The organism is Dolichospermum sp. UHCC 0260 (assembly GCF_009711985.1).
Taxonomy (GTDB): domain Bacteria; phylum Cyanobacteriota; class Cyanobacteriia; order Cyanobacteriales; family Nostocaceae; genus Dolichospermum; species Dolichospermum lemmermannii.
In genome coordinates this window covers 1-22906 of the sequence record NZ_VIKZ01000036.1, presented here as the reverse complement: position 1 = coordinate 22906, position 22906 = coordinate 1, and the positions used below count along the sequence as shown (strand labels likewise).

The window sequence follows — 22906 nt, the reverse complement described above, 5'->3', positions numbered from 1 at the left end:
ATGGAACGTCTCTACATTTAGATTTGTATTTTTGGCTGGTTTTAACCAACCTGCACCAATAAACGCCCGCAAACCAAATTGTTGTTCAATAGAACGACTTTCTAATTTGGTGTTAAAAGCTTCCAGATATTCTGTTTTTTGAAATAATAGTTTTTGTAAAAGATTGAGAATTTTAACATAAAGCTTGGGGTGATTATTGATAACCCCAATATCTTTAGCCAATTTTAAATTACTAATTGCTTGTTCATATTGTTGTAATTTTTCTTGAGCTTGTGCTAGAATTAAAAGTAGACTTTGACGATAATAATTTAGTAGGGGTAACTCATGAATTACCCCTATCCCTTGATTAGCAATTTTGGCTGCTTCTGAAAAATTTGATTGTTCAAAATTAGCTGTTGCTAAAAATAGATAATCTTCCGCTATTTTCAAGATATTATTTTCAGCTTGATGTATTTCTAAAGCTTGTTGAGATAATGTTTTTAATTGTTCCCATGCTTTTAAATCTTGGAGAATTAACCCAAATTTTGATAAAGAATTAGCAATTAAATCCAGACGTTGAGCATTTTTAAACTTTTCTAATATTTGTTGAATACAATTTATTATTTCTCCCCCTTCCCTGGTAGGGAAGGGGGTTGGGGGGTTAGGTCTTAATTTTTCATAATTGCAAATTGTCAGATTATAAAGTATTTTCCCTTGAATTTCTAAATTCTCAGTTTTTTGCCAAAAATCCCAACTTTGTTGATAGTAATTAATAGCTGTATCTAATTGTTTTTTGTTATATGCAATAAATCCTTTTAAAAAATTACAATTGGCTTCAAATTCTGGTTCTAATTTTTGATCATATTTTTGTAAGTCTTGTAATGCTAATTCAAGTTCTTGTAGATTTACATTCAAATCATCATTTAATATTTTATCTATTATTGATTTGAGTAAATTAATTAATTCATCGAAAGGAAGAGAAAAATTGATAGTAATTCCCCAACTTTCTAAATCAGGTGCAGATTCCATGATTTGTTGATATATTTGATTATTAATCCATAGGACTACCGGATATGAACAATTATTTCTAAATTCTTCCCTGACTTGATTAGCTGAACTGAACATCTTTGATAAATTCGGTAATGATTCCCAACCGACAATCATTAATGCTGCAATTTCCTGATTAAATTCTTCTCGAATCGCATTATATAATGTTCTTTCTGATGCTTGAAGTCGTAAAATCTGAATTTCAATCTGACAGATTTGCTGCAATTCTTGAATGAGTTGATTTTGTAAGTCGAGATAATTACATTTAGCTAAAATCAGCTTAAATTCTCCCGTAGAAGCTTCTAAAGACCATGCTAAATCTTCTAGTTGTTGTGAGTTGTTCATAGTATTAATTTGTGATTGGTAATTGGTGATTCAATATCTTAGGGAACACCAAAAAATAAATTACCCAATTTTGTGGGATGATCATTCTTGCCCGTCCTTGATGATTAGCGGGCAAGATGCCCGCACTACAAGAAATTAATTTTGTTGTCTTTTGATGACTGAAAATCCCGAAAATCCTGATTCAGACAAAATCCTCATTCAGACAACTTTTCTGATTCTGCTAAAATCGGATTGACATCAAACCATAATTCACCCTGATCTCTATATTCAAATACAAATCTACTGCGAATTAATTTCTGATATCCTTGATCATCACTAACGTGCTTAGTTTTTTTAACACGACGTAATAATTCCCATTCTTCATCAGAAATAGTTAAAGACATTTCATTCCGTCGTTCACGAATAATCTGCTCTAAGGTATGACTCTGGAGAGGAAATTTTTTATCTTTCATAATCCAGGGGTTTAATAACCGCAAAATATCGCGCACATGACCACCGCTAACCTGACACAAGCGGCCTAGACTTGCTGGAGCATCAAAAATTTCAGTAATTTTATTTAAGCGGTCTTCTGGGGCTAAATTAGGAAATGCTCTAGCTAAAATCATCTGTTGCATTAGTGCTAATCCCTGTTCATGGACTTTACCATCTGAAGACTTGACGGGAACCATTGGTAATATTTTTGGTTCTTCTGGAAATCGTTGGGTTAGTGTGCCATATTCATTGGAAAATTTCAAAGCCAGGGGCATGGTATAAATAACATGACAATTCAGTTTGGTGAGATATTCTCCTTGGTCAACAAATAGATATTCTTGTTGTGTCCGACCCCAGGATTTAACACTATTATCTATACGGTCTAGGTTATCAACTATGACCACTAAACCATTTTTACCCTGTTGTTTGAGTTTAGAAATAGCAGGTTCTAAAAGTTCTTGATTAATTGCTTGTAGTAAGTTGGTTTTCTGTGGTCCTAAATATTGATTTACTTTGGTTCTTAATGTGGAATCACTTTTCATTTTTGTGGTGATTTCCCCAATACCCAAAGACAGAGACAACTTTTGTCCGTCAACAGTATAACCAATATCATGACCAGCAAATTTACCTTTAACACCTGTAACTTCAGAGTTTAAGATGTTCCATGCACCTTGAAGTAATTCCTGAAATTTTTTCGGTTCTTCGAGAACAATTTTCTCAAGACTTTTACTAATGCGACTAGCAATAGCCAAAAACACATCAGCAATATCTATATCTGTGATTTCTAAATCTTCGCTAGATTCAAAATAAACAACATGAAAATCTGCTGCTTCTAATTCTACCTGTAATCGTAATAATTCTGTAGATTTACCACAACCAATATGTCCAGTAAATAGGTTACAGGTAGGCTCATCTTGATTCCACTCTGTAATACTATCTTTAATAGTGCTGATGATATCCTCACCACGCACTTTAGAAAAGTCAATATAACATTTTTGATCTTCCACATTTCGCGCAACAAGGGTGCGTGCGGGGTTAGTGGCTTTATAAAAATCCTTAATATCCATTTTGCTAGTAGTATAATTGTCCTGATAGTTGAGGAATATCCCTACTGACAATAATACTTGTTTCTCAGTAATTTCAGTTATTTTTCCGATAATTTTAATAATTTTATGAGAATCAGGATTTACAAGATCAAACGATGAAGAGGATTTTATTTTACTCACATCCTGTCAATTCTTAAATCCTGGTTATCCTAATGCTGACAATTTCTGTATTTTAAAATCTAGATATTATAACAGCCAGATCATACACCTTGATAATAGCACAAAAAGTCAAGAGGTCAAGAACCTAGTAAAATGGTTATCTTATTGCGACGATTATCAATAATCTTGAGAATGAAGGAGACTTATTCTCAATAAACATAGTCTTGTGCTTTTTTTGTAAAAGTCTGATTTAAAAAACTTATAGCATTGAGTTTTTAACTGACAACTGACCCACATTCGCAAAATGTGTCAAAATAAAGAATTGTCATAAAAAATATTGTTAAGGTAATTTAGTGACTTCAACTGCTCAAGCTAGTGCGAGTGCGCGTCGTGCGGTCTTCCCATTTACAGCCATCGTCGGTCAAGAAGAAATGAAACTGGCACTGCTGCTAAATGTCATTGACCCCAAAATTGGTGGTGTAATGATTATGGGCGATCGCGGCACCGGAAAATCTACAACTATCCGCGCCTTGGCGGACCTTTTACCAGAAATCCCTGTTGTCGCCAATGACCCCTTCAACAGTGACCCCAGCGACACGGACTTGATGAGTGATGAAGTCCGTCAACAGGTAGCACAGGGGTTAGAAATTCCCATCACTCACAAAAAGGTGCAAATGGTAGATTTACCATTGGGCGCTACAGAAGACCGCGTTTGTGGCACAATTGACATTGAAAAAGCCTTATCTGAGGGTGTCAAAGCCTTTGAACCGGGACTCCTAGCCAAAGCCAACCGGGGTATTCTCTACGTTGATGAGGTCAACTTGTTAGATGACCACTTGGTAGACGTACTCCTCGATTCCGCTGCTAGTGGCTGGAATACCGTGGAACGGGAAGGAATTTCTATCCGTCACCCTGCGAAGTTTGTTCTCGTTGGTTCAGGAAACCCTGAAGAAGGGGAATTACGTCCTCAACTTCTCGACCGTTTTGGAATGCACGCGGAAATCCGCACTGTGAAAGAACCAGCTTTACGGGTACAAATTGTGGAAGAACGGGGTGAATTTGACCAAAATCCGCCTGTGTATTTAGAAAAACACCAAGCACCACAAGTAGCATTACAAGAGAAAATTGTCAATGCCCAAAACTTATTACCACAAGTTAATTTGGACTATGACTTCCGGGTGAAAATTTCCGAAGTTTGTTCAGAATTAGATGTGGACGGGTTGCGGGGTGACATCGTGACAAACCGTGCGGCTAAAGCCTTAACCGCTTTTGAAGGTCGGACAGAAGTTACAATTGACGATATCCGTCGGGTAATTACTTTATGTCTGCGTCACCGTTTGCGGAAAGATCCTTTAGAATCTATTGATACTGGCTATAAAGTGGAAAAGGTCTTTTGTCGGGTTTTTGGTGTGGAACTTCCAGAAGATTCAACCCAGAAAAATGGTGCAGGGATGAAAGCTGGCGCTCGTTAGTGATAATGTAGATGTCAGTGGAAAGTAAACTGTCTACTGACAACTGTACGGGCGAAGCATTTAGAGAACTATTTTTGGCAATGAGCGATAATTTATCTTCCAAATGCTTCGCCCCTACTGACAACTGACAACTGACAAATTATGAGAACTTGGAATTTTTGGTTAAACAGCTTGATTTTATTGATTCAACATCATCCACCCCGATTTGTGGAGTTATTAATGTTAACATTAGCGATCGCTCTGCTGACAGTCTCCACCATTGTCCCAGATAAACCCTACATCATACTAGGTTTAAGTTTTGTCGTGGGAGCATCAACTTCTATATTAGTCCGGGAAGCAATGTCTCCCACCGAAAACAACCAGACAGTTTTAACTCAACAACGCCTTACCCAATTTACCGCACTACTGTTATTAGGAATTAGTATTTACGGTTTTGCAGATTTAATTCACACGCTATAAATTTTCAGGATCAACTCCTAATTTTTTTAACATCTCTGCTAATTTATTAGCTTTTTTCTCAGATTCTAACCATTTTCTTTCAGATTCTAAATGTTTTTCCTCACTTTGTTGCATCCTTTCTTCTGGTGTTAAAAATCGTTTTCCATTTTCATCAAACCAATATAACCATTCCCTAGTTATTCCTTGATATGTTGCTTTTTCCATTCCTATTCCTAACCCTATCTCTGGTAGAAAAACAGGGTTTCCTGACAGTAATTTATATTCTCCATTGACTAATTTGTAAACCTCTAAACGTTGTTTTCTTTTACGCTGAGAATTATAAACTACATAATATAATATCCCCAATTCTTGAGCATAAAAATCTTTCTTAGTGCTATATTCTCCCCTATAGGTATGAGACACTATTTCTAACACTAAAATCGGTAATTTTTGTTCTTCCCATAATACATAACTGCGGCGTAAATCTTCATCAATTAATCTGGGAATACCAATACTTAAAAATCCATCTGGGACAATTGCAGGTTTATCTGGATCATAATATATTCCCATGTCTACGCCAAAAAACCAATCCCATCTTTGTGACCAGATTAAGGCTAACATGGCTTTTAATAAACCGGGAATTAAATCTTGTAGTTCGTTATCCACTGGTGTGTCGTCAGAGTCGGGTAATTCCTTAGATGAGGGTAAATAATTTAATTGGCTGTATTTTAGCATGATTGATATTACCAATTCTATTTTTATTATAATCCAAATCGCCGACTTCTAAGAAAAATCTATCATTTATTTACAAAATAAAAACAGAAGTCGGGGATATTTTTATCCTTGAATTATGGCTTTTTCTTCTTCTGTTAAACCATATAACCGATAAACAATTTCATCAATTAACCAATCACATTGTTTTAATTGTTTTTTGATTGGTAGTAGTGTATTTAAACTTGATTGATATTCTTTTGCTAATGTTTCCTGTTCTTTTCTCGCGGTGGGATCTATTTTCAGCTTTTTCTGATTTTTCTTGAGGATACTAATTAATTCATCAAGGGTCAAATGGTTATCTCCTTGATTTTGTTTATAATAATCACCTAAATAATTTTGAATTTTCGATTTATTGGTAAGATTATCAATTTCAGTACCGATTAATCTTTCTAACCATGTTAAAAAGCCTTTGGCTTCTGTTTGTTTTTGTTTATTTAGTTCTATCATTTGTTCGGCTAAATATGCGAGGAAATCATGAATTACATCCGCTTCTGATGGTTGTTGGTTGAGGTGGTGATCAATTTGGGTAAATAGGATATTTGGGTTATGATTGATTTGATATTGTTGGTAAAGGTTGATTGTATTTTCTAGATATTCTTGGCGTTTTTCTGGGGGAGTTGTAAAGGAGATTTTAGGAACTGGTAAACTTTTAAGTTCTTCGTATGTTACCTGGGGAAAATCATCTTTTACAGATATAGTAGAAGAGTTAGTATAAAACCAAGACAACAATTTAGAATTAATCAGTGCAGTGATAAATTTAGGATTAATGTTAACATCCAAAACTAAAATATTCAGAATACTATCTGTTGTGATTAATATATCTGTGCAATAACAAGACATCAGTTCACCTCGTCTTGATAACAGTCTTCTAAGTACAATCCTCGGAGAAGTAAAAAATATTTGATCACGTTTACTAGCTAAATCATCACAATATTTAATATAACTTTTCTTTTCCGATTCGAGACGATAGCGAGATAATTCTTTTCCCAGTAACTCAGGATAATAATTATCCTTACTATCAAATTTTGTAAGTTCATTCTCTCTCAAAAAATCACTTTTAATTTGATCTTTTGTATGTTTTTTAAAATCATATAATTGGACTCCTCGTTCAATTCTTGTGAATGAACCGAGATTAATAAAATTTGCATCTTTTTTAATTCTTTGTATTTTGATTAACTCCATACTCAGAATAAACTTAAAATTTGCATCTTCTTTCCATGTTTGTATATTAATTTTGTCATAATTTGCATGATCTAATATCTGTATTTTATCTTTTTTACCCATTTTCTTTGTATCAACATCATAATCTTTTTGGGGATTATCCACCTGCAAAATAATAATACAAGTGTCAATATAAGCATCTAAAAAAGTATTATAAGGTAATACAATAATCTCCTTTATACAGGAAAAATTTATCATATTGCTGCGTAAAGTCATATAATTAATACCAGTTAACATAGCAGCAGGAATGATAAAAGAGATATAACCATTTTTGCAAGTATTCTTTAATCCAAAACTCCAGAAATAAACAAAGCAATCATTATACAAATTAGATAACCATGTTAATGATTCAACTAAACCATAAGGTGGATTACCGATAACAACATCAAAACCAGGATTTTCTTTCCAACTTGCATTTTCTAAATCAATGAAAACCTCTGGAAACTCCAAATCCCAATGAAAAAACCGCTTTTGGTCAAACAACTTTCTCGCGTCTTCATATACCGCAATATCAGCAGCATTCATACTTTCAGAATTAGCATTAATCGCATTTGTCCCATAAACCCGTAAAAAATGATCAGCACGTTTCAAACCAAAATATTTAGAAACATAAATATCTAATAACCGTTTATAAGGTTTCGCAGCTTGATCAAATTCCTTAAATAATCTTTCGCTAGTTTCCACTTCCGCAAAAGTTGCATCACTTAACGTACTCACACCGCGCATAATTTCCGCAGCACGTAACAACCCGACAAAGGGACCAGTTAATAAATTTAATTGTCCACTTTCCTCTTTTACCATATTCGCTTCTGCTTCTCGCGCAGTCGTACCAATAAGGGAATTTCCGCAGCGCAAATGATGATCTAAAAAACTCAAAGGAGCGCCAATTGTGAAGGAATGTAACCATAAACTCACCTTTGCTAATTCTACAGCCATTGGGTTCAAATCCACACCATAAATACAGCGTTTCATTACCACCCGTTGCAAAAGTTGAGTATCTTCTAACTTATTGACATCAATAGTAATTCCCTGCTGTTGTAAATTTGCTAAAATCCCCTCGCGGGTTTGTTTCAACATCTCCAAAACCGGATTATGTTCAGGATATTCATTTAAAATACTGATTAATTCATCTGTCAAATAATCAACAGCTTCCACTAAAAAATGTCCGCTTCCCATTGCAGGATCACATATTTTAATATCAAGGAGAGTATTTGTACTTTTTCTTTCTAAACGTTGTAAATCTTTTTGTAAACCATTACGACTTTGTACTCCTAATCTACCATCTGCCATTTTTTCATGTAATTGGCTAATTTGCGTCATCAAATCCGCAAATTTTTGTTTTCTCTCCTCTAAAATTGGCTTGAGAGTATGACTAACAATGTATTTAACAATGTAATCAGGTGTGTAATAAGAACCTGTAGCTTTGCGTTCACCCTTATCATTTTCTAAATAAACTTTACCCGTATTTCCATCTGCAATCACTACGCGATATTCTAATAAACCTTCATAAATTGAACCCAATTGTCGCACACCTAAAAAGCTGTAGTCAATGGGTAATTTTTCAAACCGTGCTAATTTATCTAAAGCGGGAAATAACACAGCATCAGATAATTGATGTTGATACAAAAACCAATTATCTGGATAATCTTTGATATCCTCAACTTCATGAAAATCAAAATGAAATAAACCACCATTATAACGAGGTACTTCTAAAGCTGAATCACCTCTATCTACTATTTCAAATAAACCTAATAAACTCTTATAAATCTTTGTCGAAGTTTGGCTTAATGTTCTTTGTTTATCAACACTTTCGGCTATTTCTTGGGTAATTTTAATCAAACTATAATCACGGTAAGCGGTAGTAATTGGTAACAGGTTTCTAGCTTCGGCATATAATAGAAATAACAACTTATATAAAAATGATAAAGTGGCTGCATAAATCTGTTTTGGTTCTCCAGTTTTTCCCCGTCTGATAGCGTCTGCAACAAAACCCCCTGCTAAGTCAGGAAATATTTGCTCAAATACCAATGTTTTTAATTCATTTCCTACTTGAGTTGCATAGGTTGTACTTCCTTCTCTGACTCTTTCCAAAAAGTTTTTATTGTAACTATCTTTTTCAAAAGCAGCACTTCTAAAAAACAACCAGAAATATTTGAACTTTTCCAAATCTTCAGTTTCTAATAATTCTACCAAATCAATAGGATAAAATTCCGTTGCGGTAGAAGATGCTTGACGATAATATAAACGCCATTCTCTCCCATTGGTTAAAATTCCCCAATCAACTCCCGTACCAGTCAAATAACTAGAAATTTGAAAAGATGGATTTTCATTCTTGAAAATATCTCTTTTATCATTAGCAGAAACTTTACTTAATGGTCTTTCCCAATATTTAGCTTCTGCTATTACTAATACTCTACCATAAAAAGCAGTTTCATTATTTTGAAAAGAGTAAGCTATATCCCTTTCATTTTCATTTGCAAACAACGCATAATCAGGACGTTCGGCTCTACCTTTACCACGAGTTACAACTTGAGGAATATTAGAAAAGCCTAAAATATCTAATACAGGTTTAATAAATACATCTTCAGTTTGCGCTTCATTGAGAGTAGGTAAAATCGCCTTTTTTGATAAATAAAGATTTTTTAATTGCTCAAAATCTAGTTTAATATCTAAATGCCATTCTGGACATTCTTGCAGACGATATTTTAAATAATGTTGAGAAAATAATGGTTTATTTGGATTTTTTGTATCTGTCATAATTCTCCCTATAAATAGTAAAGTGTGTTAGGCTTTAGCCGTAACGCACCATATTATATTATATATGTTTAAGTAATTTATTCACATTTTTTCTGACACACTATAAATATACACTTAGTTAAAAACGGTGCGTTACGCTGCGCTAACGCACCCTACATGATTACAAAGTTTCTAAATCAATTCCTTTTGCTTGTAATTTGGCTAATAATTCCTGATACTGCTGTATAGCTATTTCTTTTCCATGACGTTCTTGTTCAGCACGTTGATATTCCTGTTCAGCACGTTGATATTCTTGTTCAGCAACTTGATTAAGTTCCAAAGATGTGAGAAACTTTCTTCCGTCAGGATAATAAATTTCTAAATTATCAGGTGTAATTTGAAAACGTATTCCCAATCTTGGACTTACCCAACCATTAATATCTTCGACAACTGTAAAAGCATCTTCCGCAAGTATAAATCCAGATAATTCTATAGTATCAGGATCATAAATATAATATTCTTCCACACCATAACGTTGATAAAAAAGCGATTTATTAATCATTTTGGGAGTACGATTTCCCGGTGATAAAATTTCAAAAACCACTTGAGGAGGAATATTATTTTCTTTCCATTGTTGATAAGAACCTCTATCTACTTTTGGTCTACCAAACACCACCATAACATCAGGTGCTTGACAAGTTTTGACACTTCCCTCGATAGGATACCAAAGTAAATCTCCAGCAATAAATACATCATCTCGTGATGCAAATAATATTTCTAAATTTTCTTTAATTTTAACAATCCATTGATATTGTTTCGTATTATCTGCCATTGGTTGACCGTCGCTGTCAGGATAGATGATTTCTGGTGCGCTTGCTGGTGCTAATTGCTGTACCATAGTGGATATCTCCAATAGGGATAGATTCCTATACTGCATTAATTATAATTGGTATCTGGTAAAAAAGAATGTCTTGACATTTCAGGGAACGTCTCCACAAAAAAACGGTTATGTAATTTTCTTAAAATATCTAATAATTTTCACTTAATATATAAAATTAGAGCCAAAGACAAATCTCAACAAACAGACTCCATGCGTATTTCTCTAAACTGGTTAAAAGAACTCGTAGAAATCAAACTCACCCCAGAAGAACTGGCGGAAACCTTGACAATGGCAGGGTTTGAAGTAGAAGATATAGAAGATCGTCGCACTTGGGCTAATGGCGTAGTTGTGGGGAAAGTGCTAGAACGTCAACCCCACCCCAACGCCGATAAATTGAGCGTTTGTACCGTAGATATTGGGGCTGCTGAGACTGTAAATATCGTTTGCGGTGCTGGGAACGTCCGCGCAGATATCTATGTTCCCGTAGCCACCACAGGAACTTATTTACCCAACATTGATTTAAAAATCAAACCCGCAAAACTGCGGGGTGTTCCCTCCAATGGGATGATATGTTCTTTAAAAGAACTCGGTTTACCCACTGATATTGACGGTATTCATATCTTCCCTGAAGAAAACATGGTGGTGGGTAGTGACGTGCGTCCCCTGTTGGGTTTGGAAGATGTGATTTTAGATGTCACCGCTACTGCTAACCGGGCTGACGCTTTATCTATGGTGGGTATTGCACGGGAAGTAGCGGCTTTAACTGGCGGAAAATTATCAATTCCCCCAGTTGCAGAAGTTGAAAATACCAAAACTGCAAAAAACCTAACTTTAAAAATTTCCGAAACCCAAGCTTGTCCTGCTTATATTGGGACTGTTGTTGAAAACATCAAAATTGCTGCTTCTCCTGAATGGTTGCAACAACGTTTACGCGCTGCGGGAGTCAGACCAATTAATAATGTAGTTGATATCACAAACTACGTTTTATTAGAAAGAGGACAACCTCTCCACGCTTTTGATAAAGAGCGTTTACAATCTGTAGGTGAGGGGGAAAATTTAATTATTGGTGTCCGGTTTGCGGAAGTTGGAGAAACTTTAACAACCTTAGATGGAAATATTCGGAATTTATCGCCCCAAAATTTATTAATTACTGCTAATAACAAAGCCGTAGCTTTAGCAGGAGTTATGGGTGGTGCAGAAACAGAAGTTCATGAAGGTACACAAAGTTTAGTTTTAGAAGCTGCGTTATTTGATTCTGTGGCTATTCGGCGTTCTTCTCGCAGTGCGGGGTTAAGAAGTGAGGCTTCTGGTAGATACGAAAGGGGTGTAAATCGAGCAGAATTAGAAATAGCTTGTCACCGGGCTTTATCCTTAATTAGTGAATTAGCTGCGGGTGTGATTGTTCAACAAGAAATTTCCGATTATCGTCCAGATATTTCTAGTTGGTCACATTCTATTAACCTGCGTTTAGATAAAGTTAATGAAGTGTTAGGTCCCATTGAATTAGGACAAGAAACAGGAGAATTACAACCAGAAGATGTAGAAAAAATTCTCACAGCTTTAGGGTGTGAATTAGTCAAAATTGATGACCGGAATTGGACAGTTACCGTACCTCCCTATCGTTACCGCGACTTAGAACGGGAAATTGATTTAATTGAAGAAATTGCCCGGTTATATGGTTATGATAAATTCTGTGATACCTTACCAGAAAAATCCGAAGCTGGTTATCTATCTTTAGAACAAGAATTAATTCGTAGGTTACGCGGTTATTTACGCGCTGAAGGTTTAACGGAATTAATTCATTATTCTTTGGTGAAACCGGGTGAAGATAATCAAATCGTTTTAAGTAATCCTTTGTTTGCCGAATATTCAGCTTTACGGACTGATTTAATTTCCGGTTTAATTTCCGCTTTCCAATACAATTTAGAGCAGGGAAATGGGGCGTTAAATGGTTTTGAAATCGGGCGCGTTTTCTGGCGTGAAGAAATCGGTTTACAAGAAGCAGAAATGCTGGCTGGAATTATCGGTGGTGATACAACTTCCGGTAAATGGTCAAGAGGTGGTAAGGAAGAAGCGATTACTTGGTTTGAAGCCAAAGGTATTTTAGAAAGTGTCTTTAAACAACTAAAATTAACTGTAGAATTTCAACCTGAAAATCGAGATTCTCGTTTACATCCTGGACGCACAGCTTCATTGTGGGTAAAAGGTAATAGACTGGGAACATTCGGACAAATTCACCCCCAATTACGTCGAGAGAAAGATTTACCAGAAGCCGTTTATGTGTTTCAATTGGATTTAGATGTCCTGTTAGATGCTTGGGACAATGATGATTTGCTAGTTCCCAAATTCAGTTCTTATTCTACCTATCCAGCTAGTGACAGAGATTTGGCATTTTTTGCTTCTGTGAAAGTGACAGTTTCCGAAATTGAAAAGGTCATTAATAAAGCTGGGAAAGGGTTATTAAATTCGGTGGAATTGTTTGATGAATATCGTGGTGAACACGTCCCCACAGGACAACGCAGTTTAGCTTTTCGGTTAGTATATCGTGCCAGCGATCGCACTCTCACTGAAAATGAAATCGAACCAGTTCATAATCAGGTGCGGACAGCCTTAGTTGAAAAATTTGGTGTAAATTTGAGAAGTTAATCCAAAACAGTCGGTTTTAACCGACTTTTGCTATGAGACAGGGAATTTATTCCCTGGCTTTATTTATCATTAAACCGTCAAAAACTTTTGAATCACATCTTGACTAAGTTCCTGAGTTAGACCAGAAGCAACAATCCCCCCTTTTTGCATAGCATAATAGTAATCTGCCTGACGGACAAAATGCAAGTGCTGTTCTACCAATAAGACGGAAACTCCTGTGGTTTCAATAATCTGACGAACTGCGGCTTCAATTTCCAAAATGATTGAGGGTTGAATACCTTCCGTCGGTTCATCTAATACGAGTAGTTGTGGTTTTCCCATTAAAGCACGAGCGATCGCTAATTGTTGCTGTTGTCCACCACTTAGATCTCCACCCATACGAGAAAGCATAGTTTTTAATACTGGAAATAGGCTAAAAATTTCTGGGGGAATTTCTGGTTTTTTGACTGGTTTTTGTCTAGCTTCTAATCCCAAAAGCAGATTTTCTTTAACTGTTAATCGCGGGATAATTTCCCTTCCCTGACTCACATAACCAATCCCCATTTTCGCTCTTTCATAAGTTTGTTTACCGTTAATTATCTCCCCTGCAAAATTAATAATTCCGCTGCTGGGTTTAAGAAGTCCCATAATTGTTTTTAGCATGGTTGTTTTTCCCACCCCATTGCGGCCAATTAAACATACCATCTGTCCTGATAATACAGTCAAATCTACATTTCTGAGAATATGACTTTCACCATAATGAACGTTAAGATTAGAAATTTTTAGCATTATAAAATTAACCTGATTAACTATTTTTTTCCTAACCCTCCCCTTACAAAGGGGAGGGAAGTAATTTTTTCGGTTTCCCCCATTTCCAAGGGGGGATTAAGGGGGGTAATTTGACTTGTGTGTACACGCCTTATAAAAGGGAGGGGACAGAGTTCTTGTTTCCCAGCTTCACAAGGGGGGATTAAGGGGGGGTATGATTCTCTTCCTGTTTTCCTAAATATACTTCAATAACGCGGGGGTCATTTCTGACTTTCTCAAAATCACCTTCACACAATACTGAACCCTCATGTAATACTGTCACCTTCTTCGCAATTTGTCGCACAAATTCCATATCATGTTCAATAACTAAAATTGAATGACTCATGGCTAATGTTGATAATAAATTACCGATATTATAGGTTTCTTCATCTGTTAAACCAGCCACTGGTTCATCAACAAGTAATAAATCAGGAGATTGTGCTACTAACATTCCAATCTCCAAACGTTGCTTTTCTCCATGGGATAATAAAGCCGCTGGAATATTTGCTTTTGCAGTTAAACCAATTGTTTCTAATAAGCCTTTCAGACTATTTTTTTCCGCAGAATTGATAGAACGAAACAAGGTAGAAAAGACATTTTTCTGACGATTACTAGTGATTTCTAAATTCTCAAAAGGTGTTAAATTAAGATATATGCGTGGAGTTTGAAATTTGCGCCCAATTCCCAGCCGTGCAATTTGATGTTCAGCTAAAAAACGTAAATTTTTACCCTTAAATAGGACTCTTCCTATGGTTGGTTGCACCTTACCTGTAATTACATCCAAAAAAGTAGTTTTTCCAGCCCCATTTGGACCAATTACTACCCGCAATTCACCAACATTCATACTAAAATTTAATTGGTTTAATGCTTTAAAACCGTCAAAACTAACGGTGACATTTTCAGTTTCCAAGATTTTGTCGCTCATGTTTCACCTCCATATCTTCTTCTAAACTAGGATAGGTATCAGAAGGTTTTAATTGCTGACGTTTCCCAAAAGGGATATTTTGTTTATTTAACCATCCCATGATGCCATCAGGAAGCAAGATGACGATAATTAATAATAGTATACCCTGAAAAAATAGCCATATTTCCGCGAATTGTTCACTTAAAAAAGTCCGGGCATAATTAACTAATAAAGTGCCAATAACTGCCCCGATTAGCGTCCCTCTTCCCCCCACAGCCACCCAAATCACCATTTCAATAGAAAAGCCAATATCCATGGATCTAGGGGATACAGAACCACTTTGAACGGTGTAAAATGCCCCAGCTATACCAGCAATTGCTCCCGAAACTGCAAATACTAATACTTTAAAATCTGTGGGGTCATAGCCAGAAAATCTCACCCGACTTTCATCATCACGAATAGCTATTAATAATCGGCCAAAACGTCCACTAGTTAACCAGCGACAAATCCCATAAGTAGCCGCCAAAAATACCACCGTCAAGACGTAAAAAACAAATTGAGTTTTGCTATCACTAACTATAGCACCACTGCCATTAACTCCCCAAGATAAAGGCGGAAAAGTGGTAAAATCTATGAGTCCATTTGTGCCATTAAAAAATTGTTGTTGTCCATTAAAAAAATTGAAAAATACAATAATTGCAGCTTGAGTCAAAATCGAAAAATAAACCCCCTTAATGCGATTACGAAATACTAAATATCCCAGTAATCCTGCTAACAAACCCGGAATCATCACCACAGCAGCCATAGACAGGGGAAAAGAAGAAAAAGGCTGCCAAAATCCAGGAAGTTCCATAACACCATAAAGTGCCATAAAATCCGGTAATTCCCCCGTGGGAACTTGCAATTTTAGGTACATAGCGATCGCATATCCACCCAAACCGAAGAAAATCCCATGTCCCAAACTCAATAAACCAGCGTAACCCCAAATTAAATCAATTCCTAAAGCCACAATAGCCAGAGACAAAAACCGTCCCAATAAATTCAGACGAAAATCTGAAAGTAAAACCGGCATAATCAAAATCAAAATTAAAGCGATCGCACAAACTACCCCAACTTCAACTAATATTAAACTTCGCCCCTTTTTAATTTTCATCATTCCTGCTTTATCCATTTTCTAAAATCCGCGTTTATCTGCGTTTATCTGCGTTAAATTTCCCATAATTTAAACATCAACATGACGACCCTTTTGGGGAAAAATTCCGCCCGGCTTCCACTGTAAAAACACAATAATTAACGCAAAAACCATCACCTTAGCCATACTTGTAGTTGCAAAAAAACTAAATAAATCAGCCAAAGGCTTAACCGGACCCAACAACAAAGCCAAAGTTCCCGAACCAATCAAATAATTAGTTGTCCCAATTCCCAAAGCCGCCAAAATCGTACCAGCTAAATTACCCACACCACCGACAACCACCACCATAAAGGTGTCAATAATGTAATTTTGTCCAGTATTTGGTCCAACAGAACCGAGTAAACTAATTGCACATCCAGCCACACCAGCTAACCCTGAACCCAGCGCGAAAGTAATCGCATCAACTTTTTGAGTGGGAATACCCAAACAAGCACTCATACTGCGATTTTGAGTAACAGCCCTAATTCTTAATCCCCAATGAGAATGTTGCAAAAATAGATAAATTCCTCCCACACAAATAATCGTTAAAACAATAATAAATAACCGCGCATAAGGTAATTGTACACCAGCTAAAGATACACCAGATTGTAACCAACTAGGGGCTGTAACATCCACATTTTGAGCGCCAAACCAAGGTAAAGTTACCGCTTGCTGATAGGTTTTACTCAATAAATTACAAATTGTAATTGTCAATCCTAGGGACAAAAATAGTAAAACTCCCACAACCCAGTTACGAATTTTCTGGAAATTATTCCGAGAATTTAAAATCCATAAACCCCCAAAAAACAGAACAGAAAACAAAGCTATTGCTATGATCAATAATAAATTCACACTGCGGACAAACTGCTGAAAAATTAAACTTACCCCCCAGGTTGCTAACAGAGTTTCTAAAGGTCGTCCATAGAGATAACGAATTACACTTTTTTCCAGAATTAATCCCACACCAGCAGTGAAAACGAAAGCAATAATCAAAGCCAGAAATATATAAACTTCAAACCAAACCCCACCCAATTGCTTACAAATATTTTGCACAACAAAAGTTGTATAAGCGCCAAACATAATTAGCTCACCATGAGCCATATTAATGACACCCATTAAGCCAAATATGATAGCTAATCCTAACGCAGCAATTAATAAAACAGCGCCAATACTAACACCATTAAAGACAGCCTCTAAAAAACCTGTTAACATTTTATTCCCGCAATTATCAATTTATTCTTAATAGCCAGTTGTCAGCTATTAGTTATTTTTTAGTTATTTTCACCTCACAGCAGATTGCCACTAAACAAAGTACAAATATGAATAGTAAAACTCTTGTGGGGTGGGCATCTTGCCCGCATATATGTACCTTATCGAGATGCAGTTGTATAACTAACCCCTGACAACTGACCACCAAATTAACCTTTCTTGTATTTACCACCTTTCGCAGGATCTGACCAATCACAAGCAAATCCCTTGGTCTCTTTCACAAATTGATTCCAAGGAACTGGTTCAACTGGTGCGGGGGTAGCATAAACAATGTCAAATAGGCCATCCTTTCTGACTTGACCAATCCGCACAATTTTTGATATGTGATGATTGGCATTAACAGTCACTTTTCCTTCAGGTGCATCTATAGTTTGACCATAGGCCGCAGCCCGGACTTTCGCCAAGTCAGTTGTAGTTGCTTTTTCTACTGATTGCTTCCACAAATACACGGCGATATAGGCCGCTTCCATTGGGTCGTTTGTTACCCTGTCTTCACCGTATTCTTTCTTAAAAGCCGCCACAAATTTCTTGTTCGCAGGTGTGTCTACTGTTTGAAAATAGTTCCAAGCAGCATAATGTCCTTTTAGATACTCCACCCCAATGGCTTTAACTTCCTCTTCCGCAATACTCACAGACATGGAAGGATACTTATCTGGTGTCAATCCCGCTCCTTTCAACTGTTTGAAGAAAGCAACATTACTATCACCATTAAGAGTATTATAAATTACACCGCCCTTGGGTAAAACCTGCTTAATTTTCGTAATAATAGCTGTTACTTCCGTATTACCCAAAGGTAAGTAATCTTCCCCAACAGTTTTCCCACCTAAAGCCTCTAATTGAGCCTTAATAATGTTATTAGCAGTGCGGGGGAAAACATAGTCAGAACCTACTAAAAAGAACTCTTTACCTTTATTCTTCAACAACCAATCAACAGAAGGTTCAATTTGTTGATTTGGGGCTGCACCAGTGTAAAAAATGTTTTTAGAACATTCTTGACCTTCATACTGCACAGGATACCAGAGCATATGATCCTTGCTCTCGAAAACTGGCTTGACATTTTTACGACTAGCAGAAGTCCAACACCCGAAAACCACCGCTACTTGATCCTGGTCAATCAATTTAGTAGCTTTTTCTCTAAAGGTATCCCAATTAGAAGCGCCATCTTCAACAACTGCTTCAATTTGTTTACCTAAAACACCCCCAGCAGCGTTAATTTCCTTAATTGCTAATTTTTCTGCATCTACCACACTTTTCTCACTGATAGCCATTGTCCCACTGAGAGAATGTAAAATACCTACCTTGATGGTTTTACCACCCATACCAGCTACGGGAGATGTACTGGTGAATGCTGCTGGACTATTCGCAGTATTTGGAGAGTTATTAGCACAAGCTTTTAAAAAAATGCTACTACCAATACCCGCTGCACCATAAAGCAGAAACTTACGTCGGTTAAATTGCTTACCCATATTTTTGATTAGTTATCTTTTTAAACTGAGATATTAGTTCTATATTTAACTATTAAATTGTGATCTGTTATACAAAATTGTAATTTATTTTAATAAAAATATACCTCAAGATTGGTGTAATAACCACATACCTAGTTCATCACGGCGTAAATAAAGCAACCATATTCAATCGCCAAAAAGCCTACTGTATATTAGTTTTGACTTTTGACTTTTGACTTTTGACTTCCGCCCTGCGGTACTAGCCACCTCCCCGTCAGCGATTAGCAGGTTAGGATTTACCTCATATAATGATAAATATCTGTATATATTTTGGCATTATAATAAGTATTATTAAGTATACAGGGATATTGGTGAAATTAAAAACTTGATCATCAATCTCTATCTTAAAAAACCTCATGTTGCTATATTTTTTAATTAGTATCAATAATCAAATCAGAAATTATGACAAAATACATCTTATGGGGAAGCTATTGTGAAGACGTTCTTACCAAACGCGAACCCTATCGTCAAGAGCATTTAGCCGGATTAGCACAACAGAAAGAATCTGGGATTTTGATTACCATTGGACCAACAAAAGATGTAACTCAAGTTTTTGCTATTTACGAAGCTGAAGACGAAAACACCGTTCGTCAATTAGTGGAATCAGATCCCTATTGGCAAAACGGCATTTGGACAGAGTATTTTGTTAAAGAATGGATTCAGGCTTTTTAGTCAATTGACACAATGTTTAACAAAGATAATTAATTCATAATTACCATACCCAGATCCCCGACTTCTAACATCAATTTATAATTTGTAGACACAATAAATAAAAGAAGTCGGGGATTTTATCGGCCTACCTGAATTATTATCACTTAATTACCCTTGAGTGCCTTTTGAAAATTGCGACGATAGGATGGATTAGCTAAAAACAAAGCAGGCCATAGCAAAGCCAAACCAATCCGATTAGGTAAAGTTTGATTAAAATTAGTTCTACCAAATCCAGTCCAAAACTTCCAAACACCACCGAGATAAACCACGATTATTCCGAAAACAAGTAAATCAATCATGACCATCAACTCCCTTAATAACTGGCATAATTTTATGTAAAGAAACTTGATTGCTGACTACAGGAAAGTTAAAACCTCTTTCACTACTTATCGGCACTGTCCTTACTGAATTCTAGTTTAAATTAGGATCACAGACTGCCACCATTCGTCCTATTACATGATAGCCTAAATAAACTACCCATTCTCAATGCCTGAAAAGTTCATGCTGTATTAATTTTGAATTTTGAATTATTTAACTTACCTTTGGGGGTTAAAGTCCCCTGCTTCTACAAGCAGCGGGTTTTGCGTCGGGGTAAAATCCCCGTTGCAAAACGTAATTCTAAATTCTAAATTCTAAATTCTGCATTCTTTTAAAAGATATTTCTTGCGGAAGTTCCTTAGATATCAATATCTGTATGAGACTAAAGGAAGAAAAACATTATACTTTTAGCCAAGCTTAGGAGAGTTTATGCGTGCAGTCTTAATGGCAGGTGGTTCAGGAACGCGGTTACGTCCTTTGACTTGCGATTTACCCAAACCAATGGTGCCGATTTTAAATCGTCCCATTGCTGAACATATTATCAACCTCCTGAAACGACACCAGATTTATGAAGTAATTGCTACATTACATTATTTACCAGATGTTCTCCGTGATTACTTTCAAGATGGTGGTGATTTTGGTGTACAAATGACCTATGCTATCGAAGAAGACCAACCATTAGGAACAGCAGGTTGTGTAAAAAATATTGCTGAACTATTAGATGAAACCTTTTTAGTCATTAGCGGTGATAGTATCACAGATTTTGATTTGAGTGCGGCCATTGAATTTCATCAACAAAAACAATCAAAAGCTACTTTAATTTTAACCAGTGTGCCTAACCCCATTGAATTTGGTGTGGTAATTACTGACACCCAAGGACGGATTAACCGATTTTTAGAAAAACCTTCTACTAGCGAAATTTTTTCTGATACCGTCAACACTGGAACTTATATTTTAGAACCAGAAGTTTTAGACTATTTACCAGAAAATATTGAATGCGACTTTTCTAAAGATTTATTTCCCCTATTACTAGCCAAAAACGAGCCAATTTATGGTTATATTGCCGAGGGTTACTGGTGCGATGTGGGTCACTTGGATGCCTACCGACAAGCTCAGTATGATGGCTTAGAAAGAAAGGTAAAATTAGAAGTGGCTTATCCAGAAATTGCTCCCGGTTTATGGGTAGGAGCAAATACTTATATTGATCCTACAGCCAAAATTGAAACCCCAGCCATAATTGGTAACAATTGCCGCATTGGCGCGAGAGTAAAAATTGAAGATGGGACAGTAATTGGTGATAATGTCACAATTGGTGCTGATGCTCATTTAAAGCGACCAATTATTTGGAATGGAGCAATTATTGGTGATGAAGCCCAATTATCGGCTTGTGTAATTGCTCGTGGGACTCGTGTAGACAGACGCGCTCACGTATTAGAAGCGGCTGTAGTGGGTTCATTGTCTACCGTGGGAGAAGAAGCGCAAATCAGCCCTGGGGTGAGGGTGTGGCCGAGTAAAAAGATTGAGTCTGGGGCAATTTTAAATATTAATCTGATTTGGGGAAATACTGCCCAACGGAATTTATTTGGACAGCGCGGAGTCCAGGGTTTAGCCAATATTGATATTACCCCAGAGTTTGCGGTGAAGTTGGGCGCTGCCTATGGTTCGACTTTGAAACCAGGTTCAGTGGTAACGGTTTCTCGTGACCAGCGCAATGTTTCCCGCATGGTGACACGTTCTTTAATTGCTGGTTTAATGTCTGTCGGTGTGGATGTCCAAAACCTTGATACTACAGCCATTCCCATCGCTCGAACTGTGATCCCCACAATGTCAGTAGCCGGAGGGATTCATGTGCGGGTTCACCCAGAACGTCGGGATTATATCTTGATTGAATTTATGGATATTAAGGGGATTAATATCTCTAAAGCCCAAGAAAAGAAAATTGAAGGGGCGTATTTTAAAGAAGATATGCGTCGTTCCCAAAGTCATGAAATTGGTGATGTCGTCTATTCTAGTCAATTAGTGGATTGCTATGGTAAGGCTTTTGAAAAATTATTGAATGTGGATACTCTGCGGAACAGTCGGGCAAAGGTGGTCATTGACTATGTTTACGCTGTGTCTGGGGCAGTTCTGCCGCAAATGTTAGATAAATTTGGGGCTGATGCGGTGGTGCTAAATGCTAGTTTGAATAAAACGGCCATTTCCAACGCTGATAGAGAATTACTGCTAACTCAATTAGGCCATGTTGTGGAAGCGGTAAATGCTAATTTTGGTGTGCAGGTATCCGCTAATGGGGAACAACTCATATTAGTTGATGAATCGGGTTTTTCCATTCGGGGGGAAATGCTAACGGCGTTAATGGTTGATATGATGTTAACTGCAAATCCCAGAAGTTCGGTGGTTGTGCCGGTTCATGCTTCTAGTGCGGTGGAATTGGTCGCCCATCGTCATGATGGTCATGTGATTAGAACTAAAGCGAATCCGACGGCTTTAATGGAAGCTTGTCAGAAAAATCCCAATGTGGTTTTAGGTGGGAGTGGGGAAACTGGGTTTATTTTTCCCCAATTACATCCAGGCTTTGATTCGATGTTCTGCATTGCCAAGCTAATTGAAATGTTAACCATTCAAGAGCGATCGCTGGCAACCGTACGTTCTGAATTACCTCGTGTGATTAATAGAAGTTACACAGTTCGCTGTCCTTGGACTGCTAAGGGGGCGTTAATGCGCTATTTGGTGGAAACCCACCCAGCGCAAAATTTGGAGTTAATTGACGGTGTGAAAATCCGTCAACCCTATGATGACAATTGGCTGTTGGTTTTACCTGATGCCAGTGAGCCGTTAGTCCATCTCTATGTTAACAGTAGCGATCGGGATTGGGTTGATGAAACCCTCAGAGATTACCGCGCCCGTGTCCAGCATTTTGTGGAACGTGAACAGGAAAATTACAGGTTGGATATGTAATTTTTGGGGTGGGGTTTCCCCACCTTTTATGATGTGTTTTCTCACGCACAGACGCAGAGGCACTCCAGAG

15 protein-coding genes and 1 pseudogene are annotated in these 22906 nt (G+C 36.8%); 5 read left to right on the top strand and 11 right to left on the bottom strand.

Annotation, left to right across the window (positions count from 1 at the left end):
* Both FJR08_RS14750 and FJR08_RS14745 read right to left on the bottom strand, forming a co-directional pair.
* Window positions 1-1371 (bottom strand): annotated as a pseudogene (locus FJR08_RS14750) (ribosome assembly protein 4); the annotation flags it as partial.
* Between the two features lie 194 nt (window positions 1372-1565).
* Window positions 1566-2909, bottom strand: coding sequence for a P-loop NTPase fold protein (locus FJR08_RS14745; RefSeq protein WP_168633688.1), 1344 nt, complete (start codon window positions 2907-2909; stop codon window positions 1566-1568).
* A 491-nt stretch (window positions 2910-3400) separates the two neighbouring features.
* Here FJR08_RS14745 and bchI point away from each other — a divergent pair, with 491 nt between their 5' ends.
* Both bchI and FJR08_RS14735 read left to right on the top strand, forming a co-directional pair.
* A complete protein-coding gene (gene bchI / locus FJR08_RS14740; protein WP_168633665.1) occupies window positions 3401-4519 on the top strand; it encodes a magnesium chelatase ATPase subunit I in 1119 nt (372 codons plus the stop codon).
* A gap of 141 nt (window positions 4520-4660) precedes the next feature.
* Window positions 4661-4978: a hypothetical protein gene (locus FJR08_RS14735; RefSeq protein WP_168633664.1), complete on the top strand. Its 318-nt coding sequence runs from the start codon at window positions 4661-4663 to the stop codon at window positions 4976-4978.
* Here FJR08_RS14735 and FJR08_RS14730 read toward each other — a convergent pair.
* The 3 genes from FJR08_RS14730 to FJR08_RS14720 form a co-directional block, all read right to left on the bottom strand.
* Window positions 4973-5692, bottom strand: coding sequence for a Uma2 family endonuclease (locus tag FJR08_RS14730; protein ID WP_174783108.1), 720 nt, complete (start codon window positions 5690-5692; stop codon window positions 4973-4975). The genes FJR08_RS14735 and FJR08_RS14730 overlap by 6 nt on opposite strands.
* A gap of 102 nt (window positions 5693-5794) precedes the next feature.
* Window positions 5795-9709 (bottom strand): Eco57I restriction-modification methylase domain-containing protein, encoded by a 3915-nt coding sequence (locus FJR08_RS14725; RefSeq protein ID WP_168633663.1) that lies wholly within the window; start codon window positions 9707-9709, stop codon window positions 5795-5797.
* A gap of 160 nt (window positions 9710-9869) precedes the next feature.
* The gene (locus tag FJR08_RS14720) at window positions 9870-10586 is read right to left on the bottom strand and encodes a Uma2 family endonuclease (RefSeq protein WP_168633662.1); all 717 of its coding nucleotides are present in this window, start codon (window positions 10584-10586) and stop codon (window positions 9870-9872) included.
* 192 nt (window positions 10587-10778) lie between these two features.
* Between FJR08_RS14720 and pheT the strand changes: the two genes are divergently transcribed.
* The gene (pheT, locus tag FJR08_RS14715) at window positions 10779-13214 is read left to right on the top strand and encodes a phenylalanine--tRNA ligase subunit beta (RefSeq protein ID WP_168633661.1); all 2436 of its coding nucleotides are present in this window, start codon (window positions 10779-10781) and stop codon (window positions 13212-13214) included.
* Window positions 13215-13283: 69 nt separating this feature from the next.
* Here the strand turns inward: pheT and urtE are convergent, their stop codons facing one another.
* The 5 genes from urtE to urtA form a co-directional block, all read right to left on the bottom strand.
* On the bottom strand, window positions 13284-13982 hold the full coding sequence (gene urtE / locus FJR08_RS14710) for an urea ABC transporter ATP-binding subunit UrtE (protein ID WP_168633660.1): 699 nt from the start codon (window positions 13980-13982) through the stop codon (window positions 13284-13286).
* A 181-nt stretch (window positions 13983-14163) separates the two neighbouring features.
* Complete coding sequence (gene urtD / locus FJR08_RS14705; RefSeq protein WP_168633659.1) at window positions 14164-14925, bottom strand: urea ABC transporter ATP-binding protein UrtD; 762 nt, start codon at window positions 14923-14925, stop codon at window positions 14164-14166.
* Window positions 14900-16075: an urea ABC transporter permease subunit UrtC gene (urtC, locus tag FJR08_RS14700; RefSeq protein ID WP_254435762.1), complete on the bottom strand. Its 1176-nt coding sequence runs from the start codon at window positions 16073-16075 to the stop codon at window positions 14900-14902. Before urtC ends, urtD begins: the two co-directional genes overlap by 26 nt.
* 51 nt (window positions 16076-16126) lie before the next feature.
* The gene (locus FJR08_RS14695; protein WP_168633658.1) at window positions 16127-17287 is read right to left on the bottom strand and encodes a branched-chain amino acid ABC transporter permease; all 1161 of its coding nucleotides are present in this window, start codon (window positions 17285-17287) and stop codon (window positions 16127-16129) included.
* A gap of 206 nt (window positions 17288-17493) precedes the next feature.
* Window positions 17494-18810, bottom strand: coding sequence for an urea ABC transporter substrate-binding protein (gene urtA / locus FJR08_RS14690; protein ID WP_168633657.1), 1317 nt, complete (start codon window positions 18808-18810; stop codon window positions 17494-17496).
* 441 nt (window positions 18811-19251) lie between these two features.
* Here urtA and FJR08_RS14685 point away from each other — a divergent pair, with 441 nt between their 5' ends.
* On the top strand, window positions 19252-19521 hold the full coding sequence (locus FJR08_RS14685) for a YciI family protein (RefSeq protein WP_168633656.1): 270 nt from the start codon (window positions 19252-19254) through the stop codon (window positions 19519-19521).
* A 143-nt stretch (window positions 19522-19664) separates the two neighbouring features.
* Here FJR08_RS14685 and FJR08_RS14680 read toward each other — a convergent pair whose 3' ends face one another.
* Entirely contained in the window at window positions 19665-19859 is a 195-nt protein-coding gene (locus tag FJR08_RS14680) for a hypothetical protein (protein WP_015079930.1), read from the bottom strand.
* Window positions 19860-20307: 448 nt separating this feature from the next.
* Here FJR08_RS14680 and FJR08_RS14675 point away from each other — a divergent pair, with 448 nt between their 5' ends.
* Window positions 20308-22836, top strand: coding sequence for a mannose-1-phosphate guanyltransferase (locus tag FJR08_RS14675; protein WP_168633655.1), 2529 nt, complete (start codon window positions 20308-20310; stop codon window positions 22834-22836).
* Window positions 22837-22906 lie beyond the last annotated feature (70 nt).